We start from the raw sequence: 18,977 nt of genomic DNA on the forward strand, positions 1-18,977 counted from the left end.
GGTTATAATGTTTTTAAAAAAAATTGAACTTAATGGATTTAAATCTTTCGCTAATAAAACAGAGTTTGATATAAATAAAGGCATTACTGCTGTAGTGGGGCCAAACGGTAGTGGAAAAAGTAATATTATCGACGGTATCAAATGGGTTTTAGGGGAGCAAAGTGCCAAAACCCTTAGAGGCGCAAAAATGGAAGATGTAATTTTTGCTGGATCCGATAGTAAGAGACAAAAAAACTATGCTGAGGTTTCCTTAACCTTTGACAATAACGATAAAAAACTAAACTTAGACTACTCTGAGATAACCATAACTAGAAGAATATTTAGAGATGGAGAAAGTGAATATTTTATTAACAAGACTAATTGCCGTCTAAAGGACATACATGAGCTTTTTATGGATACTGGTATAGGGCGGGAAGCATATTCTATAATAAGCCAGGGCCAGGTAGAAGAAGTGTTAAGTAGTAGACCTGAAGAAAAGAGGATAATTTTCGAAGAAGCTGCTGGAATTGTTAAATATAAAAATAAAAAGAAAGAAAGTTTGAAAAAACTTGAGGAAACAGAACAGAATCTTACAAGGGTAGATGATATCCTTTATCAACATGAACAGGACATGCCCCAAGTTAAGGAACAGGCAGAAAAGGCAAAGAAGTACAAAGATCTCAAGGATAAGCTTAAAGGGCTAGAAGTGTCTTTAGTATTAAATAAAATTGAATCATTAGAAAAGCAATACGAAGATGCTGGTAGTCAGATTAGCCTTTATAAAAATCAACAAAATGACATATTTCGAGCCTTTGAACTAACTGAAGAAAACCATCAGCAGATAATCCTTGAATCTAAACAAATTGATGATCAACTCAATAGGTTGAGAAATGAAGAAATTGACCTTCTAAAAAACCTTGAAGAGTCTAAATATACAATCCAACTGAATACACAACAAATAGAAGATGGTAAAAGAAGAATAGAGGCTATGGGTTTTGAATGTGCTGAGATTGAAAATGAAATATCGGAAAATGAAAAGCAAAACAGTACATTAGATGTTAAATTAAATGAAGCTCAATTGAGTTTGAGTTCCGAAAAAGAGTCACTACATAATAAAGAAAATAATATTAACATTCTCATTGAAGAAATAGATACGAGAAAAAAAGAGATAGATGAGCTTAAAGAAAAGGTTATTGATATCTTAAATGAAACAGCTACATTGAGAAATGAAATTAAAAATCTTGAGGCAAATGTTCAAAGGCTTGAAGGGAGCATTGAGAAAAAGGATAGGGAAGAACAAGCCCTTATACTTAGAAAATCCACTATTCAACTTAAGCTAGATGATTATAACAATAAGATAAATGATTTAAACGGTAAAATAAAAGACAAAGAAAACACTTTAGTAGTGCTTAACGCTTCTACAAAAAAACTTTTATCTGATATCACCCAGAGAAAATCTGTTAAAGAAAGTAAACTCTCTAACATAAATGAACTAAGTTCAAAGATAAAGGCATTAAATCATTTAGAAGCTTCCTTTGCAGGTTATAATATTGGACCTAAAGAAGTATTAAAGAAATACCAGAAAAATCCTAACCTAAAAGGCTCTGTAGCACAACTAATTACAGTTCCAGATTATTTAGCAGGAGCCATTGAGATAGCACTGGGTAGTAGTTTGCAATATATAGTTGTAGAAGATGACATTTTCGCATCTCAAGCTGTTGATTACCTTAAATCTAACAAGTTAGGCAGGGCTACTTTCTTACCACTTAACACAGTAAAAGGAAGTACTATAGATGTAAATATAGATAAGGGTGTTATAGGAGTGGCCTCTAAACTAATTGATTTTAATCCTATATACTCTGGTATAATAAACTTTTTGTTAGGAAGAATTATAATAGTTGATAATATAAAAAATGGCCTTACTCTAGCAAGAACTCTTAATTATAAGTATAGAATAGTATCATTAGATGGAGAGGTAATAAATGCAGGAGGTTCTATAACTGGCGGTAAATACAGTACAAAATCAACAGGGCTCCTGCAAAGAAGTGTAGAAATCGAGCAACTTAAAAAAGACTGTGATACACATCAAGACCAATACAAAATAATAACACAGGAACTTTCTTTCCTTGAAGAAGAATATAACAATACTCTAAAAATCAGTAAAGACAATGAAATCATACTAAATAAAATGAGGGAAGAGTCAAGGGACCTAAATCAACAGATTTTACTAAATAAACAAGAAATAAAAGGTATTCAAGAGCATATTGATTTACTAGAACAGGAAAAAAAGTATGTGAACAATGAAAGAACCAGTATACTTGATAACATACAACGAAATAATATTTTGCTAGAAGAGAAAAAAACACAGCAAAGTAGCCTAAGTAACCAAATCACTAAACTAAACAATTTGAACACAAATAAAATTGATGACTACGAATCATTAAAATCAAAGGCTGTAAGTAAGCAAATAACCATAGTTTCTTTAGAACAAGAAATTCAATCCCTTAAAAAACAAAAAGTTATAATTCAACAAGGGTACAAAAGAAACACAGAAAAACTCAAGACTAACTTAGGGCAAATGGAAAAGCTAAACATTGACCTGAAAGAAAAAGAATCTGTTTCACAAAAAGCTAAATCTAAACAAATGGAATTAGAAGAAAGAAAAATACTTCAAAGCCAAAAACAAAAGAAATATCAATCAATCAAAACTGAAATTGAAGAAAAACTTAGTATATCTAGCAATAAGATCAAAGATCTTACTGAGAGTAAAGAGCATCTTATTTCAAAAATTAATAATTTCAACCTAAAAAAATCTAAAATACTAATGGAGTTGGATGGCTGTACAGAAAAACTCCTTAGCGAATACTTTTTAACTGTAGGAGAAGCTAAAGATTCATATAGCAGCTCTTTGGTGGTCAATGAACGGGATTGTCAAAAACAGGTTAACATTCTAAGGGAAGACCTAAAAGGTATAGGAGAGGTTAATTTAGGGGCCATTGAAGAATACAATCGCGTAACTCAGAAAATGGATTTTTTACAGCAGCAAAAGGATGATCTTAACAAAGCTAAACTTGACCTTAAAAAGATAATTTTTGAAATGGACAAACAAATGGCCACACAATTTGAATCGTCCTTCGAAAGGATTAAAGAAAGCTTTAGTGAGGTCTTTAAAAAACTGTTCAACGGTGGAAGGGGATATTTAAGACTTACTGAACCAGATAATATCCTAGAAAGTGGCGTAGAGATTTTCGCTCAACCTCCTGGGAAAAAGCTGCAGTCCATGATGCTGTTATCTGGTGGGGAGAAGGCTTTGACAGCCATCGCTTTATTATTTGCAATTCTTATAACCAAACCTTCACCTTTTTGTGTATTAGATGAGATAGAGGCCTCACTAGATGAAGCCAATGTTGACAGATTTGGTGCATATCTAAAGGAGATGGCTACTGAGAGTCAGTTCATTGTAGTAACACACAGAAAAGGTACCATGGAAAGTGCGGATATACTATATGGAATTACCATGGAGGAATTTGGTATTTCTAAGCAGATATCAGTTAATCTTAATAATGATAATGAAAACAGTAAAAAGGTGGGGTAGCAATGTCATTACTTAATAAACTAAAAACAAGTTTAAATAAGACTAGAACTAACTTAATAGGAGGTATTGATAGGGTATTAACATCTTTTAAAAAGCCTGACGAAGAATTCTTCGAAGAGATGGAAGATGTACTTTTATCAGCAGATGTAGGTATAAAAACAACTATGGAACTAATAGATGAGCTACGAGATCATTGTAAAAACAATAAAATACTCTCTGCTGATGACATAAAAGATTTTTTCAAAAAGAACCTTGCTGAACACTTTTCATCACAAAATAATGAGTTGTCAGTGGCAGAAGGTGGTCCTACTGTTATCTTGGTTTGTGGAGTGAATGGAGTTGGAAAAACAACAACCATTGGTAAATTAACTAATGTGTTAAAAGCAGATGGTAAAAAAGTACTTTTAGTAGCAGCAGATACATTCAGAGCAGCAGCAATTGAGCAGTTGAAGATATGGGGCGAAAGAAACAAGGTAGATGTCATAAGCCATCAAATGGGTAGTGACCCCAGCGCGGTGATATTTGATGGAATGCAAGCGGCCAAGTCGAGAAAAGTTGACTATGTAATCTGTGATACTGCAGGTAGATTACACTCAAAAGTTAATTTGATGGAAGAACTTAAGAAAATCAAGAGAGTAATACAAAAGGAAATTCCAAATGGGCCACATGAAAGCTTGCTAGTTCTTGATGGCACAACAGGTCAAAATGCTATTATGCAGGCAAATGCCTTTAAAGAGGCCACAGACTTAACAGGTGTTGTTCTGACAAAGCTTGATGGAACGGCAAAAGGCGGCATCGTAATAGCAATCAATAGAGAATTAAACATCCCCATTAAATATATTGGCATAGGGGAACAGATAGATGATCTTAAACCCTTTAACGGCTCGGAGTTTGCCGATGCCTTATTTGACTAATTCTTTGTGGAGGTTTTACTATGGATGCTTTGATTTTACAGTGTAAATTAGGAGATATAGACGCTTTTAATAGGCTCATTGAGGACTATAAGGATATTGCGTTGAAAATGGCAATCCAACTAACAGGCAGTATCCATGAAGCAGAAGATATAATTCAAGAAGCGTTTATTAAAGTCTATAAGCACATAAAGAATTTTAATGGAGAGTGTAGTTTTACAACATGGCTGTATCAAATCATCTTAAATTTATATAGAGATAGCTGCAAAAAAGCTAACAAACTATCTACAATTTCTATGGAAAAAATTTATGACAAGATTATGAATATACAGTGTCCATCCCTTGATTTTGAATTAAAAGAAATAAGGGAGAGTATCTCGCAAAATATCAACAATCTACCTGATTTGACCCAAAAAGCAATATTATTAAAGGATTACTACGGGTTTTCATACCAAGAAATCTCTAATATGCTAGAATGCTCCATAGATTCTGTTAAGACAAGGTTATATAGGGGAAGAAAATTTTTACAAGAGAATTTTCACTGGAGTTGATTTTGTATCTTGGAACATAAAAAAGTGGCTAATATACCAGCCACTTTTTTATAATAATTATTTGTCTTTGTTCTCTTTTTTCTTGATGTGTATTCCAAGTTCTTGAGCTACTTCCTCTTGGAATTTTTGGGAGTTCAATAAGTCATTTAGATTTTTCTTCATGAATTGTCACCTCCTTAATTTTATTATCTGTAAAAAACCAACTATAAATGTTGATAATACTTTCCATGTATCAGAAAGCCTTTTTAGCTGTCTCTTTTCAGAAGCAAAAATAAGTTTTCAAGGTTTTATAGCAACTTAGGATATAAGTTTTGGTGGATAGAATTCATACTGTTGGGTGTTATGGTGTTTTTGGTTGAATAAAGGTTTTTACCATAAAAAACTTGACAAGCTTTAGAGTTTATATTAAAATCAGACTGTAAAGTAAAAATACTTAACAGGGGTGATTTGGAAATGTTGGATAAAGTCACTCATTTAAATGATCTATATGATATATATGGGCAGCTGTTGACACAAAAGCAGCAGCATATATTTCAAATGTATTATCAAGATGACTTGTCACTAGGTGAAATAGCAGAGCAGGTAAACACTAGTAGACAGGCTGTGTATGACAACCTTAAGAGAGTAGCAAACATACTAGAAAGCTATGAAACAAAGCTTAACTTATATAAAAAAGATAAAGATCTAAGCAAAATTTTAGACAGGCTAGAAGAAAGTATAGGTAGTAAGAACATTGAAAAATCAAAAGAGCTAATTACTCTTTTAAAACAGAATCTGGGGTGATAAAATGTTTCAAAACCTTTCTGATAAACTGCAAGATGTATTTAAAAAGCTAAAAGGAAAAGGAAAACTAACAGAAGCTGATATCAAAGAAGCCATGAGGGAAGTTAGAATAGCCTTACTAGAGGCAGATGTCAACTTTCAGGTGGTTAAAGATTTTGTAAATAAAGTCCGTGAGAAAAGTGTTGGTAGTGAGATTTTAGAAAGCTTAACTCCTGGACAACATGTTATAAAGATTGTAAGGGATGAACTTCAAGCCCTAATGGGTGGTATTAAAAGCGATATCGTTTTAGCTAAATCTCCATCAACTATTATGCTTGTGGGTTTACAAGGTGCTGGTAAAACTACCATGGCTGCTAAGCTGGCACTAAAATACAAAAACCGAAAGCCGCTGTTAGTAGCTGCAGATATATACCGTCCAGCTGCTATTAAACAATTAGAAGTTTTAGGACAACAACTAGGGGCTGAAGTTTTTAAACTTGGCGATAAGGTCTCACCTGTTGATATTTGTAAAGCAGGTTTAGAACATGCTAAGAAAAACGGTTTTGATTTGGTTATTTTCGATACAGCTGGTCGCTTGCACATAGATGAGCAACTCATGGAAGAACTAGAAGGTATTAAAAAATCTGCCAACCCAGATGAAGTATTGTTAGTGGTTGATGCCATGACTGGTCAAGATGCAGTTAATGTGGCCAAGTCATTTAATGAGAGATTAGATATAACAGGAGTAATTTTAACTAAGTTTGACGGAGACACCAGAGGTGGAGCAGCACTATCTATTAAAGCTGTTACAGGTAAACCCATTAAACTTGTTGGTAAAGGTGAAAAAATTGAAGATTTAGATGTATTTCATCCAGACAGAATGGCCTCAAGAATACTGGGGATGGGTGATGTTTTATCACTGATTGAAAGAGCTGAGGAAGCCGTTGATGTTGAAAAAGCTAAAGAATGGCAAAAAAAGCTACAAACCCAGCAATTTACATTGGATGACTTTGTAGAGCAGCTACAACAAATTAAGAAGATGGGCCCTATGGACCAAATACTTGGCATGATTCCTGGTATGGGTGGGAAGATGAAAGGTCTTTCTGTTGATGAAAAAGAATTTGTAAAAATAGAAGCTATCATTAGCTCTATGACCAAAAAAGAGCGTATTACTCCAAGTATTATAAATGGAAGTAGAAGAAAAAGAATAGCTATGGGTTCAGGTACTAAAATTCAAGATGTAAATAGACTTTTAAAACAATTTGAGCAGATGCAAAAGATGATGAAGCAATTTAGCTCTATGGAAAAAAGCATGAAAAAAGGTAAGAAACCCTTTCCCTTTTTCTAAATAGTATTTTTTATATAATGTAAAGGAGGTGAATTACATGGCAGTTAAAATTCGTTTAAGAAGAATGGGTTCTAAAAAAAGACCATTCTACAGAGTAGTTGTTGCTGATTCCCGTTCTCCAAGAGACGGTCGTTTCATAGAAGAGATTGGTTACTATAACCCAATTTCAGAGCCAGCTGAAGTTAAAATTGACGTAGAAAAGGCTCAAGAATGGTTAGGAAAAGGAGCACAGCCTTCTGACACCGTGAAGTCTTTACTTAAAAACGCCGGTGCTCTAGAGAAATAGACCCTAAGTAAAAGGAGGTCTTTATCGTGAAAGAGCTAGTGGAATTTTTAGCCAAATCATTGGTAGATAATCCAGAGCAAGTTGTGGTCACCCAAAGACAAAGGGAAAAGACCATGGTACTTGAGTTAAAGGTTGCCCAAGAAGATATGGGCAAGGTTATCGGTAAAAGTGGTAAAATAGCCAAGGCAATGAGAACAGTAGTTAATGCTGCCGCAGCAAGAAATAATGTAGATGTAGTAGTAGACATTTTGGGTTAGAGTTTATCTCTAACCCTTAAATTCAATTACCGTTGGATTGGAGTGGCAAGAAAATGGAACAGAAAATAAAAGTAGGAAAAATAACATCAACCCACGGAGTAAGAGGAGAAGTAAAGATATACCCACTATCTGACATTTCAACTAGATTTGAAAAAGGCAGTGACTTGATCCTTGGAAATTTAAAACTGACTATAGAAAAAAGCAGACCCCATAAAAACATGTTTATAATTAAGTTTAAGGGTTATGATAATATAAATGATATTTTGGAATTTGTAGGTAACTACCTTGAAATTAATAAGAGGGATGTTGCACCACTTCCTGAAGGTCAATACTACTTATTTGATATAATTGACTGCGAGGTCTATACAGATGATGATGTGTACATAGGTAAAGTGGAATCTGTTATAGAAACTGGCAGTAACGATGTATATGTAATAAAAAACGGGTCTAAAGAAGTCCTTATACCCGCTATACGCCAAGTTGTTTCTAAGGTAGATATTGATAATAAGAAAATAACAATCACGCCTTTAGAGGGGTTATTAGAATGATAATAGATATTTTAACTATTTTCCCTGAAATGTTTGAAGGTCCTTTTGGAAATAGCATTTTAAAAAGGGCTCAAGAAAATGGAATTGTGAATATTGCTTTACATGATATAAGGGATTATAGTAATAATAAACATAAAAAGGTAGATGATTACCCATATGGTGGCGGTGCGGGAATGGTTATGAAACCGGAACCTTTCTTTGAAGCTTTCAAGCACATTGATTATAATGACGAAACTGAGATTATCCTACTAACACCTCAAGGGGAGCCATTTAACCAAGAAATTGCAAATGACCTTGTTAAGAAGAAACATTTAGTATTTTTATGTGGTCACTATGAAGGTATAGACTACAGGGTACAGGAGCATTTTGTGACAAAAGAGGTATCCCTTGGTGATTTTGTCCTTACAGGTGGCGAACTACCTGCCATGGTTATCACTGATGCTGTGGTGAGACTAATCCCTGGTAGTATAGGTAAGGAAGAGTCCTTTTTAAATGATTCTTTTCAAAATGGTTTGCTAGAGCACCCACACTATACACGTCCCCAAGAAATACATGGGTACAAAGTTCCTGATGTACTTTTATCTGGAAATCACCAGGAGATAGAAAAGTGGCGTACTGAGAAATCCTATGAAATCACTGTAAATAAACGCCCAGATTTGATTAAAAATATACCAGAAGACACCCTAAAAAAAATAAAAAAAGTTTGTAAAGAATAAAAAAATGTGTTACAATATATTGGGTATTACGGGCGGTCCTCTACTGGTTTTATAAGTAAGAACGTCTATGTTGGAAGGAGGGAATAGCCATGGAATTAATTAAACTAATTGAGCAAGAAAACATGAAATCAGACATTCCTCAATTTAAAGCTGGTGATACTGTAAAGGTTCACGTTAAGGTTGTGGAAGGTACTAGAGAAAGAATCCAGCTTTTTGAAGGCGTTGTAATCAAACGTAAAGGTAGTGGTGTTAGAGAAACCTTTACTGTTAGAAGAATTTCTTACGGCGTAGGAGTAGAGAGAACTTTTCCAATCCACTCTCCAAAAGTTGATAAGATCGAAGTTATGCGTATCGGTAAAGTTAGAAGAGCTAAGCTATACTACTTACGTAATCTTACCGGTAAGGCAGCTAGAATCCAAGAAATCAGAAAGTAACAGTATAAAAAGGGGCTGTGGTTATCAGCCCTTTTTTTATATATTGGAATATTTCATCCATTATATAAAAAAAGGGTGTTGCTAAGACTTTTTGAAGTCCAGGGATTCACCCTGTCTATTTAGTAAGATAAACGCCTATTGCTTCTTTTTAATACCATAAAAAATGGTGACAATTATGAAAAAAATTATTGAGATAGCTGAAATTCTTATACTGGTATTGGTAATAACTTTTGTCCTTAATACATATGTTTTTTCTCTTTTTAGGGTTTATGGGATATCCATGGAGCCTACTTTACAAGAAAGTGATCTGCTCCTTGTGAAAAAATGGGGAACAATAAAAAAAGGTGATATTATTGTTTTTTATGAATCAAATCAAGGAATTAACCTAGTTAAAAGGGTTGTGGGTGTGCCCGGTGATAAAGTACAAAGCGATGGGGATAATATAATAATCAATGATAAAGAGATAGTACAGCATAAAAGTGATGAATTTAGTTTTACATTGATGAATGATGAATACTATTTAATAGGTGATAACTTTATGTTAAGTGAAGATAGTAGAGAATTTGGACCCGTTAAAAAAGACTTCATACTAGGGACTGTACTAATAAGGATATGGCCCATCTTTTGATAAGGGAGTGTATGTATGAAAGAGTTGAAGGAATGGATTAAATCCATTGTAATAGCTATTATTTTAGCCTTAATTATCCGAGGTTTTGTTATGGAAAGCTTTATTGTTGATGGTAGTTCTATGCTACCAACTTTTACGGATAATGAACGGGTCTTAGTAAATAAATTTGTTTATAGGTTTAGAGAGCCTAGGCACGGAGAAATCGTTGTTTTTCCATTCCCTAATGAAGAAGATAAGATTTTAATAAAGCGGGTTATTGGTGAACCAGGGGATAAAGTAGAAATTATCTCTGAGCAGCTATACTTAAATGATCAACTTGTTGATGAGGGGTATATATTACATGATTCTGCTGGTAAAGATTTTGGACCAGTGTGGGTTCCCGAAGGCTATGTCCTTCTTTTAGGGGACAATCGCAATAATAGTCATGACAGTAGAGATCCTGAGGTAGGATTTATAGATATAGATGATATAAGAGGCAAAACATTCATGAGGTATTGGCCCATATCTAAAATTAGATATTTTAAATAGTAAAAGGAGTTGAGTTTATGCAATATCAGTGGTACCCAGGTCATATGGTGAAAGCCAAAAGGCTTATTAAAGAAAATTTAAAACTTGTTGATGTGGTATTAGAATTAACTGATGGAAGGATTCCCCTAAGTAGCAGAAACCCTGATATTGACGAGATTATTGGAAGTAAACCTAGAATAATCCTATTATCCAAGTCTGATTTAGCTGACAAAACTAAGACAGATCAATGGATTAAACATTTTTCTAGGCTAGGACATAAATGTGTGGAAGTAGACTTAATCAAAGGAACTGGCCTTAAGAAAGTACTCTCTTATGCAAAGGATATCGGAACAGAAAAACATAAGAACCAACTATTAAAAGGAAGGCTTGTAAGACCAACTCGTATGATGATTTTGGGTATACCCAATGTTGGTAAATCAACGCTAATAAATAAAATATCCAATCGTAGTGCAGCAAAAACCGGTGATAAGCCCGGAGTGACAAAGATAAAACAATGGATAAAAACTCAAAATAACTTAGAAATGCTGGACACACCAGGGGTTTTATGGCCAAAGTTTGAGGATGAGACTGTTGGCTTTAAACTAGCTGTAACAGGTGCCATTAAAGACGAAATAGTAAATACAGAAGATATGGCATATAGACTTATTCAGTACTTATTTGAAAATTACCCAGGGTTACTTAACACAAGGTACCAAGTTGAAGAAAACCTTGCACCACCAGAATATTTACAGGCCCTTTCTGATAAAAGAGGTTTTTTACTACAAGGCAGTGTAGTGGATTACATGAAGGGTGCAGAGGTTTTAATTAAAGAATTCAGGCAAGGAAGATTAGGGAGAATAACCCTAGACGACCCACAAAAATAGGAGCCCCCGGGCTCTTTTTTTAGTTTTTCTCCATATAGTAGCAGGATTTTCCCTGATAAAAATAGAATTATTTATATAGAGGTGAGGCACGATGTTTGAACAGATGACAATAAAACAAGTTGAAAATAACATAAATAAAATGGAGAAAAACTATGAGTTAGTTAATGCTCTACGGGCAGATGGGCGTAGTGGCCTTGTTAGTCTAGCTGGTAGAGTGGAGACGCAGATAAAGAAAATGGAGCATTTTTATAGGCTGTGGTGCTACGAAAAAGAGTATTGGCAGCAAAGTCTACTTGTAGCTGGCCTTGATGAAGCAGGTAGAGGCCCTTTAGCAGGGCCTGTGGTTTCAGCTGCAGTTGTTTTTGATAATATTCCAGAGTTGTTCGGTATAAACGACTCTAAAAAACTATCAGAACAAGACCGTAATGAACTATATGGTAAGATAAAGGAGCAGGCCAAATATTACTCCATAGGTGTAGCTGATAATACTGTTATCGATAAAATAAATATCCTACAAGCCACAAAGACATCAATGATAAATGCAGTTAAAGGTATTGATGCATCACTGGGTATGTTGCTAATTGACGGTAATTTTACAATAGATCTACCACTACCTCAAAGACCAATTGTAAAAGGGGATAGCAAGGTTGGATCAATAGGAGCTGCATCTATTTTGGCTAAAGTATATAGAGATGAATACATGTATAAGCTTCATGAAAAATATCCCATGTACAATTTCTCTAAAAATAAAGGTTATCCTACAGAAGAACATTTATGGGCTATCAGAAAATATGGTCCATCCCCTATTCATAGACTAACCTTTAGAGGGGTCAAGGAGGATACTTATGCGTAGAGTGGCAGTTAACTACTTAAAAGAGGGCGATATTGTTGCATATCCTGTCAAAAATTCTGACGGGCAAATTCTACTAACACAGGGTACTTCTCTAAACAGTAACCTAATTGGAAAATTAGCTCATTTAGGTATACATGCCGTTTATATACAAGATGATTCACTGCCTTCAATGAGTATTAATCAAATAATTCAAGAGAGCACTAGGAAAGAATCTATAGATGCAATTAAAAAACTGATGCTTCAAAATACCATCAAAAACGAGGTTGAAAAAATAAGTAAAGAAAGTATAGATATTAGAAGGTTAACCAATGTTGTCAATATGCTTGTGGAAGAACTGATGATTAGTGGAGAAACCTTATCTAGCTTTGCAGAAATTAGAATGTTAGATAGTTATACTTACAATCATAGTGTGGACGTGTGCATTTATTCACTTATTTTAGGTCACAAGCTAAAGTATACGAGAACCCAGTTGTTTGAGCTGGGCTTAGGTGCATTATTACATGATGTGGGAAAATCTAAAGTACCTCTAAATGTTATAAACAAGCCTGATGTTTTATCAAAAGATGAGTATGAAAAAATTAAAGAGCACCCTGTTCTAGGTTATGAAATTCTAAGATTAAATCCCAATATACCACTTCTTTCTGCACATGTGGCGTTGCAACATCACGAGAGGTATAATGGTAGTGGCTATCCAAGGAAGATTAGTAGAGATAGTATACATCCATACGGATACATAGTGGGAATTGCAGACATGTTTGATGCACTGACATCAGAGAAGCTCTATCGACCGAAATTTACTTTTAAAGAAGCCATAGAAATTCTTATATCTACTAAGAATACACTCTTTCCTTCCCATTATATTGATGCATTTTTACAGTGCTTGGCTTTGTATCCAAATGGATATAGGGTGAAATTAAATACAGGAGACTTAGCTGTGGTTATCGGTCAAGGTACTACGCCCCTTACACCTATTCTAAAACCTGTTGATAATGATATAACAACTGATGCTTATGAGTTAATTGACTTAGAAGATAATCGAGAAATATATATTGAGGACATAGTTTATGAATAATAAAGAACTGGGGCAAATTGGTGAAAATATAGCTATTGACTATCTTCTAAAACAAGGGCTACAACTAAAGGAACAAAATTTTCGTTGTCCCTTAGGAGAAATAGATATAATTTTAACGGATAAAAAAACCTTAGTTTTCTGTGAAGTCAAAACAAGGGCTGACCTTGAATTTGGAAACCCAATGGACTTTATAACTAAGCATAAACTATCTAGAATCGAAAGAGTAGGTACATATTATATGATGATGAACAACATAGCTCAATGGGAATGTAGAATAGATGCTGTAGGAATACACTTTGAAAACCATCTACCTAAGATAAGATGGATAAAAAACTGTACTTTTTAAGGTAAAAAAATAGCGCCTTTAGAGGCTATTTCAGCTTGTAGACAAACCTAAGACAAAGTCATTGACCCAAGTGGCATATTAAAAAGCAGCACAATTAATTCGAGGAGATAGACTTAAGAGCTGAATAGCTAAACGGAAGAAGGGGCGAGAAACAGGACGTCAGACTGTGTGAGAATTAAACAATAATATATGTCTAAAATGCCTACAAAGTACTGTAAATACAGTACTTTTCCCTTTTTCTGTAGTATAATTAAGTTATAGAATATCGGAGAGGGGATTTTAAATGTCATTTATACAAGGTACAGATAGAAAGCAAAAAACAATGTTTCCTGACTGCATAGAAGATTACATAGGTGAGGATAATCCCGTTAGGGTAATTGATGAATACGTAAAACTGGTCAATATGAGTGCATTCACTAAATCAAAGGAACACCGCAGAGGTGCACCAGGATATCATCCCTCTGTTTTATTGAAGTTATATCTATATGGGTATGTAAATGGCATAAGATCATCTAGAAAGCTAGAAACAGAATCTCACAGGAATATAGAAGTGGTTTGGCTATTACAAAAACTAAAACCTGATTTTAAAACAATAGCTGATTTCAGGAAAGAAAATAAAACTCAGCTAAAACAAGTTTTCAAGGATTTTACTAAGTTGTGTAAGGATCTCAAACTATTAGGCGAGGAATTCATAGCAATAGATGGGACTAAAATTCAAGCTAATAATTCAAAGAAGAATAATTTCTCAAAGAAAAAAATACAAAGACACAAACAATATATCGAAGATAAGGTTAATTCCTATCTAGATTTGTTAGAAAGCAGTGACAAAGACGATTCACCTAAACTTAAGTATACACCTGAAGAAATTCAGCAAAAAATTGAAAAACTCAAGGAGCGTAAAATTAAATTTGAAGAGTTGGAAAAAAAACTACAGGATAGCGAAAGTAATGAAATATCTACAGTTGACGAAGATGCTAGGCTTATGGACAACAAAAACAATGGTGTTACTGTAGCATATAACATACAAACAGCTGTAGACTCTAAGCATAGTATTATAGTGGCATATGATGTTACAAACAATCCCGCAGATCAAGGTAATCTAAATTCACTTGCAGAAAAGGCTAAAGATATATTTGGAAAAAGGAAACTTGAAGTAGCAGCAGATAAAGGCTATTACCAAGCAGACGACCTTATGAAATGTGAGAGAAACGAAACAACAGTCTATTTGCCAAAACAGTCGTATTCTAACGCCACAGGAGACAAAGATTTCTACGGAGATAAATTTACTTATGTGCCTGAAAAAGACTTATATATTTGTCCTTTGGGCCATGAATTACGCAGAATAAACCACAAATCAAAAGAACCAAAAAGAATAAAATATAGAAACTACGATGCCTGTAAAAACTGTGAATCAAAAAGCAAATGCACCACTGCAGCCAAAGGCAGGATAATAAATCGGTCACCTAACCAAGATTTTTTGGATACTATAGATGCTAGAACAGAAGCAAATATGGACAAATACCTACAAAGGCAGATGATTGTTGAGCATCCTTATGGAACCATCAAAAGGACAATGAATGCTGGGTATTTTTTAACAAGAGGGATGGATTCTGTAACTACAGAGACAGCCCTAGTTTTGCTAGCCTATAATTTTAAAAGAGTAATAAATATTATAGGAGTGAAAGAACTACTAAGGATATTAGTAGCTCTTAGACCCACTTTATCATTGTATTTTTATATGTTTAAGTCATATTGCACCAAAAGACAGGAAATTTACGGCTAATCTTTGAGTTTTTAGAGATTAGCCACACAGTCTGACGTTTCGAGAGCTCCACTGAACCATGGACGGTGAATTGGAGCGGTACCCTTCTGGAGTTTAGATAGAAGCCTTAAGTCTCGACGGAGAATTTTGTGCAGCGTTTAATATGCGACATTCCTAATAAATGACTTTGTCATCAGTCTAAAATAGCGCCCTTAGAGGCGCTATTTTTCACATCTTATATAAAAACCATTTACACGTTGCTATTTCGTATTTTAACTCATACAATTTTTCAATACCATGGACTATACTTTGACATCTGTAAATTAGCATGTTGTTACCTGCTAGCCTTTCTTTATCTGAAGATATAACCTTACCCACCTTAACGACAGTATATGAGCCATCTTTTTGTAAAAGTCTGTATTTTAGAGGGTGAGGAACACCATCTTGGGTAAACCACACGATCATTTCTATGGGAGTCATTAAAACTTTCAAAAAATCACCACCTATTTTTCACAAACTCTTTTTTGATTATAAAATACTGGACATCATGGGGTAATCATCTTCCCTGATTACTCCACCTTGCTGTGGACTAAAACCAGAATGTAGGAAAGAGGAACGAACAATGGAAGTGTTCCCATACCTTAGTCTGATATCATCAACGGCTTTATCTAAGGTTTTATATGGAAAAGGATCAGGTTCAAATAAAGATAGCTGATGAAAATCACTTTCTATAAGCTTTGTTAAATGTATACCCATATGCCTAATGGGTTCACCTTTCCATGCTTTTACAAAAAGCTCTTTCGCCTTCTCAAAAACAATTTTAGTACAATTAGTGGCATGGGGAAGTGTTCCCTGATGGGAGTATGAAACAAAGGAACTATTTTTCAAGGAGACACTTATAACTGTGGCGTGAAGCTCAGAACGCCTTAACCTTGTACAAACGGTTTCCGTTAATGCTAATAGTACTTTAAAACTATCTTCTAGGTCTAAAAGATCAAAAGAGATAGTGGTGGAATTGCCTAAACCTTTCATGAGCACCCCTTCATTACGTACAGGTGAATCTTCCTTGCCATTTGCATAATTCCATACTAATAAACCGTGACTTTTTAAAAAGCCATACAAAAACTGGGGATCTGTTTGAGCTAGCTCGCCAATTGAATGTATATTTTTACTTTGAAGCTTTTCCGCAGTTTTAGACCCAACCATAAACAACTCTCCCACAGCTAGAGGCCACATTTTTTTGGGAATTTCCTCTGGAAAAAGTGTATGAACTTTATCTGGTTTTTCAAATTCAGAAGCCATTTTAGCTAAAAGTTTGTTTGATCCTATACCAATATTGACAGTAAAACCCAGGGTATTTTTGATTTCTTCTCTAATTTTTTCTGCAGCCTGTAATGGAGTTCCAAAGTGTTTATCCATATTGGTATAGTCCAAAAAAAGTTCATCAATTGAAAAAAATTGTATTAAAGGGGAGTACTTAGACAATAAATTGCCCATAGCTTCGCTACATTGCATGTAAAGATTGTACCTTGGTGGAGCTACTACAAGCTGTGGACATTTGAGTCTTGCAGAAAATAGTGTTTCTCCAGTTTTAATGTTGTATTTTTTTGCGGGGATTGATTTTGCTAAGACTATACCGTTTCTCTTTTTTTCGTTTCCACCTATAACAGCAGGGATATCCCTCAGATCCACAGAAGCTCCCTGCTGCAATGCATAGACAGCTTCCCAAGAAAGATAGGCGGAATTAACATCAATATGAAAAATAACTTTTTCAGCCATAAAACTCACCTCCAACATATTATAATACAAACATATGTTCTGTGTAAAGTTTTTAGCACATATGTTTGTAAGGAAGTTTTTGGTTTTTTCATAAATGCTACCTAAATGCAGATTTAAAGAAATTTTTCCAAAAAAAAGGAAGTTGACGAAATTTGTAGAATAATTCAATAAGTCATGCTTGGGGGTGTATAAATGTTAGCAATTGCAAAGAGTTGTGGCGTGCTAGGACTAGATGGAAATATTATTGAGGTGGAAGTAAATATATCCAAAGGGTTTCCATCCTTTGAGATAGTTGGACTACCTGACACTGCTGTAAGGGAAGCAAAAGAAAGGGTTAAGGCAGCAGTTTTTAATTCAGGGTATAAATTTCCCTCTAACAAAATCATCGTAAACCTAGCTCCAGCAGATATAAAAAAAGAAGGGGCCATTTATGATTTGCCCATTGCCTTAGGGATACTAGCCGCAGATAATCAATGGCCAAAACAGTATTTAGAAAATATAGTGACATGTGGTGAACTTTCCTTAGATGGGAGAGTAAGGGAGATAAACGGCATTTTACCCATGGCTGTACATTTAAAGGAAAAAGAACAAAAGAAGTTTATGGTTCCTTTTAACAATAAAGAGGAAGGTGCCCTTGTAAAGGGGGTGGAAATTTACCCAGTTAGTACATTAAAAGAAGCAGTGGACCATATATTAAACATAAAAAAACTAGCTGCCTTTAAAGGAAGCTTAGGTGGGAGTCAAGGACAAGGGGAAAATTTAGGTGATTTTAGTGAAGTTAAAGGTCAAAAGGCAGTAAAAAGAGCTATGGAAATCGCTGCAGCAGGGGGGCATAATCTCCTGCTAATAGGCCCACCTGGAACAGGAAAATCAATGCTTGCTAAAAGATTTGCAAGTATTTTACCACCACTTACATATGACGAAACATTGGAAGTTTCGAAGATTTTTAGTGTGGCAGGACTGCTGAGAAAAACAGGACTTTTTAGCAAAAGGCCTTTTAGAGCACCACACCATACAGTATCATATGGAGGACTAGTTGGAGGAGGAAGGATTCCCAAACCTGGGGAGATAAGCTTAGCTCACAAAGGTGTGCTATTTTTAGATGAACTACCTGAATTTTCCCGGGATGTATTAGAAGTACTAAGACAACCCTTAGAAGATAGGGAAATAGTTATATCTAGGGTAAGTGGATCAATAAAATACCCAGCTGACTTTATCCTTGTGTCCTCCATGAATCCATGTCCTTGCGGATTCTACAATTCTCCAACAACTCAGTGTAGTTGTTCCCTTAGTAAAGTAGACAAATATCGGGGTAAGATATCAGGACCTCTTTTAGATAGATTAGATATACATATAGAAGTTCCCGCAGTAAAATTTAATGAGTTAATGGGAGATGATATAAAAGAAGAGAGCTCAGAGGATATTTTAAAAAGGGTAATAAAAGCTAGAGAAATACAGTTTGATAGATATAAAGATAATGATAGTATAGATTATAATAGTAGGCTTTCGGGTAAAATTTTAAAAAGCTGCTGTAATTTGGATGGGGAAAGTAAGGCTCTACTGGAAACGGCTTTCAATAACCTAGGCTTAAGTGCTAGGGCATATGACAAGATATTAAAAGTTGCTAGAACAATTGCAGACCTAGAAGGTAGTGAAAACATACAAATGAACCATGTGGCAGAAGCCATACAATACAGAAGTTTAGATAGTAACTACTGGAATAGATAAAAAGCCTATACAAATACTTAGGAGGGAAGTC

At 34.7% G+C, this 18,977-nt stretch carries 20 protein-coding genes; 18 read left to right on the top strand and 2 right to left on the bottom strand.

Annotated features, from left to right (window positions below; genetic code table 11):
• The first annotated feature begins 7 nt into the window (after positions 1-7).
• The 17 genes from smc to HYG86_RS17225 all read left to right on the top strand — a co-directional run bounded on the left by smc (position 8) and on the right by HYG86_RS17225 (position 15,460).
• Entirely contained in the window at positions 8-3,574 is a 3,567-nt protein-coding gene (smc, locus tag HYG86_RS17145) for a chromosome segregation protein SMC (RefSeq protein WP_213166769.1), read from the top strand.
• Between the two features lie 2 nt (positions 3,575-3,576).
• Positions 3,577-4,488 carry a signal recognition particle-docking protein FtsY gene (ftsY, locus tag HYG86_RS17150; protein WP_213166770.1) on the top strand — a complete coding sequence of 304 codons (912 nt, stop codon included), beginning with the start codon at positions 3,577-3,579 and terminating at the stop codon, positions 4,486-4,488.
• Between the two features lie 20 nt (positions 4,489-4,508).
• Positions 4,509-5,036, top strand: coding sequence for an RNA polymerase sigma factor (locus HYG86_RS17155; RefSeq protein WP_213166771.1), 528 nt, complete (start codon positions 4,509-4,511; stop codon positions 5,034-5,036).
• Positions 5,037-5,489: 453 nt separating this feature from the next.
• Entirely contained in the window at positions 5,490-5,819 is a 330-nt protein-coding gene (gene ylxM / locus HYG86_RS17160) for a YlxM family DNA-binding protein (RefSeq protein ID WP_213166772.1), read from the top strand.
• Positions 5,820-5,823: 4 nt separating this feature from the next.
• On the top strand, positions 5,824-7,146 hold the full coding sequence (ffh, locus tag HYG86_RS17165; RefSeq protein WP_213166773.1) for a signal recognition particle protein: 1,323 nt from the start codon (positions 5,824-5,826) through the stop codon (positions 7,144-7,146).
• A gap of 37 nt (positions 7,147-7,183) precedes the next feature.
• The gene (gene rpsP, locus HYG86_RS17170; RefSeq protein ID WP_213166774.1) at positions 7,184-7,432 is read left to right on the top strand and encodes a 30S ribosomal protein S16; all 249 of its coding nucleotides are present in this window, start codon (positions 7,184-7,186) and stop codon (positions 7,430-7,432) included.
• Positions 7,433-7,458: 26 nt separating this feature from the next.
• The gene (locus tag HYG86_RS17175) at positions 7,459-7,689 is read left to right on the top strand and encodes a KH domain-containing protein (protein WP_213166775.1); all 231 of its coding nucleotides are present in this window, start codon (positions 7,459-7,461) and stop codon (positions 7,687-7,689) included.
• Positions 7,690-7,742: 53 nt separating this feature from the next.
• A complete protein-coding gene (gene rimM / locus HYG86_RS17180; protein WP_213166776.1) occupies positions 7,743-8,237 on the top strand; it encodes a ribosome maturation factor RimM in 495 nt (164 codons plus the stop codon).
• Positions 8,234-8,953: a tRNA (guanosine(37)-N1)-methyltransferase TrmD gene (trmD, locus tag HYG86_RS17185; RefSeq protein ID WP_213166777.1), complete on the top strand. Its 720-nt coding sequence runs from the start codon at positions 8,234-8,236 to the stop codon at positions 8,951-8,953. The genes rimM and trmD overlap by 4 nt, the downstream gene beginning before the upstream one ends.
• An 89-nt stretch (positions 8,954-9,042) precedes the next feature.
• Positions 9,043-9,387 (top strand): 50S ribosomal protein L19, encoded by a 345-nt coding sequence (rplS, locus tag HYG86_RS17190; protein ID WP_213166778.1) that lies wholly within the window; start codon positions 9,043-9,045, stop codon positions 9,385-9,387.
• A 175-nt stretch (positions 9,388-9,562) separates the two neighbouring features.
• The gene (gene lepB, locus HYG86_RS17195) at positions 9,563-10,015 is read left to right on the top strand and encodes a signal peptidase I (RefSeq protein WP_213166779.1); all 453 of its coding nucleotides are present in this window, start codon (positions 9,563-9,565) and stop codon (positions 10,013-10,015) included.
• Between the two features lie 15 nt (positions 10,016-10,030).
• Positions 10,031-10,543, top strand: coding sequence for a signal peptidase I (lepB, locus tag HYG86_RS17200; RefSeq protein WP_213166780.1), 513 nt, complete (start codon positions 10,031-10,033; stop codon positions 10,541-10,543).
• A 17-nt stretch (positions 10,544-10,560) separates the two neighbouring features.
• Entirely contained in the window at positions 10,561-11,406 is an 846-nt protein-coding gene (ylqF, locus tag HYG86_RS17205) for a ribosome biogenesis GTPase YlqF (protein ID WP_213166781.1), read from the top strand.
• Positions 11,407-11,497: 91 nt separating this feature from the next.
• Positions 11,498-12,259, top strand: a complete 762-nt coding sequence (locus HYG86_RS17210) for a ribonuclease HII (protein ID WP_213166782.1) — start codon at positions 11,498-11,500, stop codon at positions 12,257-12,259.
• Positions 12,252-13,331: an HD-GYP domain-containing protein gene (locus HYG86_RS17215; RefSeq protein WP_213166783.1), complete on the top strand. Its 1,080-nt coding sequence runs from the start codon at positions 12,252-12,254 to the stop codon at positions 13,329-13,331. Before HYG86_RS17210 ends, HYG86_RS17215 begins: the two co-directional genes overlap by 8 nt.
• Positions 13,324-13,677, top strand: coding sequence for a YraN family protein (locus HYG86_RS17220; protein WP_213166784.1), 354 nt, complete (start codon positions 13,324-13,326; stop codon positions 13,675-13,677). The genes HYG86_RS17215 and HYG86_RS17220 overlap by 8 nt, the downstream gene beginning before the upstream one ends.
• 283 nt (positions 13,678-13,960) lie before the next feature.
• On the top strand, positions 13,961-15,460 hold the full coding sequence (locus HYG86_RS17225) for an IS1182 family transposase (RefSeq protein ID WP_213165665.1): 1,500 nt from the start codon (positions 13,961-13,963) through the stop codon (positions 15,458-15,460).
• Between the two features lie 207 nt (positions 15,461-15,667).
• Here HYG86_RS17225 and HYG86_RS17230 read toward each other — a convergent pair whose 3' ends face one another.
• Positions 15,668-15,931: a hypothetical protein gene (locus tag HYG86_RS17230; protein ID WP_213166785.1), complete on the bottom strand. Its 264-nt coding sequence runs from the start codon at positions 15,929-15,931 to the stop codon at positions 15,668-15,670.
• A 36-nt stretch (positions 15,932-15,967) separates the two neighbouring features.
• Positions 15,968-17,218, bottom strand: a complete 1,251-nt coding sequence (locus HYG86_RS17235; protein WP_213166786.1) for a DNA polymerase Y family protein — start codon at positions 17,216-17,218, stop codon at positions 15,968-15,970.
• A gap of 192 nt (positions 17,219-17,410) precedes the next feature.
• Here HYG86_RS17235 and HYG86_RS17240 point away from each other — a divergent pair, with 192 nt between their 5' ends.
• Entirely contained in the window at positions 17,411-18,946 is a 1,536-nt protein-coding gene (locus HYG86_RS17240; RefSeq protein WP_213166787.1) for a YifB family Mg chelatase-like AAA ATPase, read from the top strand.
• Positions 18,947-18,977: the final 31 nt, after the last annotated feature.

This window comes from Alkalicella caledoniensis, from assembly GCF_014467015.1.
GTDB classification, from domain to species: domain Bacteria; phylum Bacillota; class Proteinivoracia; order Proteinivoracales; family Proteinivoracaceae; genus Alkalicella; species Alkalicella caledoniensis.

Excerpts from the sequence above, each read along its gene's own strand:
- smc (WP_213166769.1), top strand. The coding sequence starts at position 8 with ATGTTTTTAAAAAAAATTGAACTTAATGGATTTAAATCTTTCGCTAAT.
- ftsY (WP_213166770.1), top strand. The coding sequence starts at position 3,577 with ATGTCATTACTTAATAAACTAAAAACAAGTTTAAATAAGACTAGAACT.
- HYG86_RS17155 (WP_213166771.1), top strand. The coding sequence starts at position 4,509 with ATGGATGCTTTGATTTTACAGTGTAAATTAGGAGATATAGACGCTTTT.
- ylxM (WP_213166772.1), top strand. The coding sequence starts at position 5,490 with ATGTTGGATAAAGTCACTCATTTAAATGATCTATATGATATATATGGG.
- ffh (WP_213166773.1), top strand. The coding sequence starts at position 5,824 with ATGTTTCAAAACCTTTCTGATAAACTGCAAGATGTATTTAAAAAGCTA.
- rpsP (WP_213166774.1), top strand. The coding sequence starts at position 7,184 with ATGGCAGTTAAAATTCGTTTAAGAAGAATGGGTTCTAAAAAAAGACCA.
- rimM (WP_213166776.1), top strand. The coding sequence starts at position 7,743 with ATGGAACAGAAAATAAAAGTAGGAAAAATAACATCAACCCACGGAGTA.
- trmD (WP_213166777.1), top strand. The coding sequence starts at position 8,234 with ATGATAATAGATATTTTAACTATTTTCCCTGAAATGTTTGAAGGTCCT.
- rplS (WP_213166778.1), top strand. The coding sequence starts at position 9,043 with ATGGAATTAATTAAACTAATTGAGCAAGAAAACATGAAATCAGACATT.
- lepB (WP_213166779.1), top strand. The coding sequence starts at position 9,563 with ATGAAAAAAATTATTGAGATAGCTGAAATTCTTATACTGGTATTGGTA.
- lepB (WP_213166780.1), top strand. The coding sequence starts at position 10,031 with ATGAAAGAGTTGAAGGAATGGATTAAATCCATTGTAATAGCTATTATT.
- ylqF (WP_213166781.1), top strand. The coding sequence starts at position 10,561 with ATGCAATATCAGTGGTACCCAGGTCATATGGTGAAAGCCAAAAGGCTT.
- HYG86_RS17210 (WP_213166782.1), top strand. The coding sequence starts at position 11,498 with ATGTTTGAACAGATGACAATAAAACAAGTTGAAAATAACATAAATAAA.
- HYG86_RS17215 (WP_213166783.1), top strand. The coding sequence starts at position 12,252 with ATGCGTAGAGTGGCAGTTAACTACTTAAAAGAGGGCGATATTGTTGCA.
- HYG86_RS17220 (WP_213166784.1), top strand. The coding sequence starts at position 13,324 with ATGAATAATAAAGAACTGGGGCAAATTGGTGAAAATATAGCTATTGAC.
- HYG86_RS17225 (WP_213165665.1), top strand. The coding sequence starts at position 13,961 with ATGTCATTTATACAAGGTACAGATAGAAAGCAAAAAACAATGTTTCCT.
- HYG86_RS17235 (WP_213166786.1), bottom strand. The coding sequence starts at position 17,218 with ATGGCTGAAAAAGTTATTTTTCATATTGATGTTAATTCCGCCTATCTT.
- HYG86_RS17240 (WP_213166787.1), top strand. The coding sequence starts at position 17,411 with ATGTTAGCAATTGCAAAGAGTTGTGGCGTGCTAGGACTAGATGGAAAT.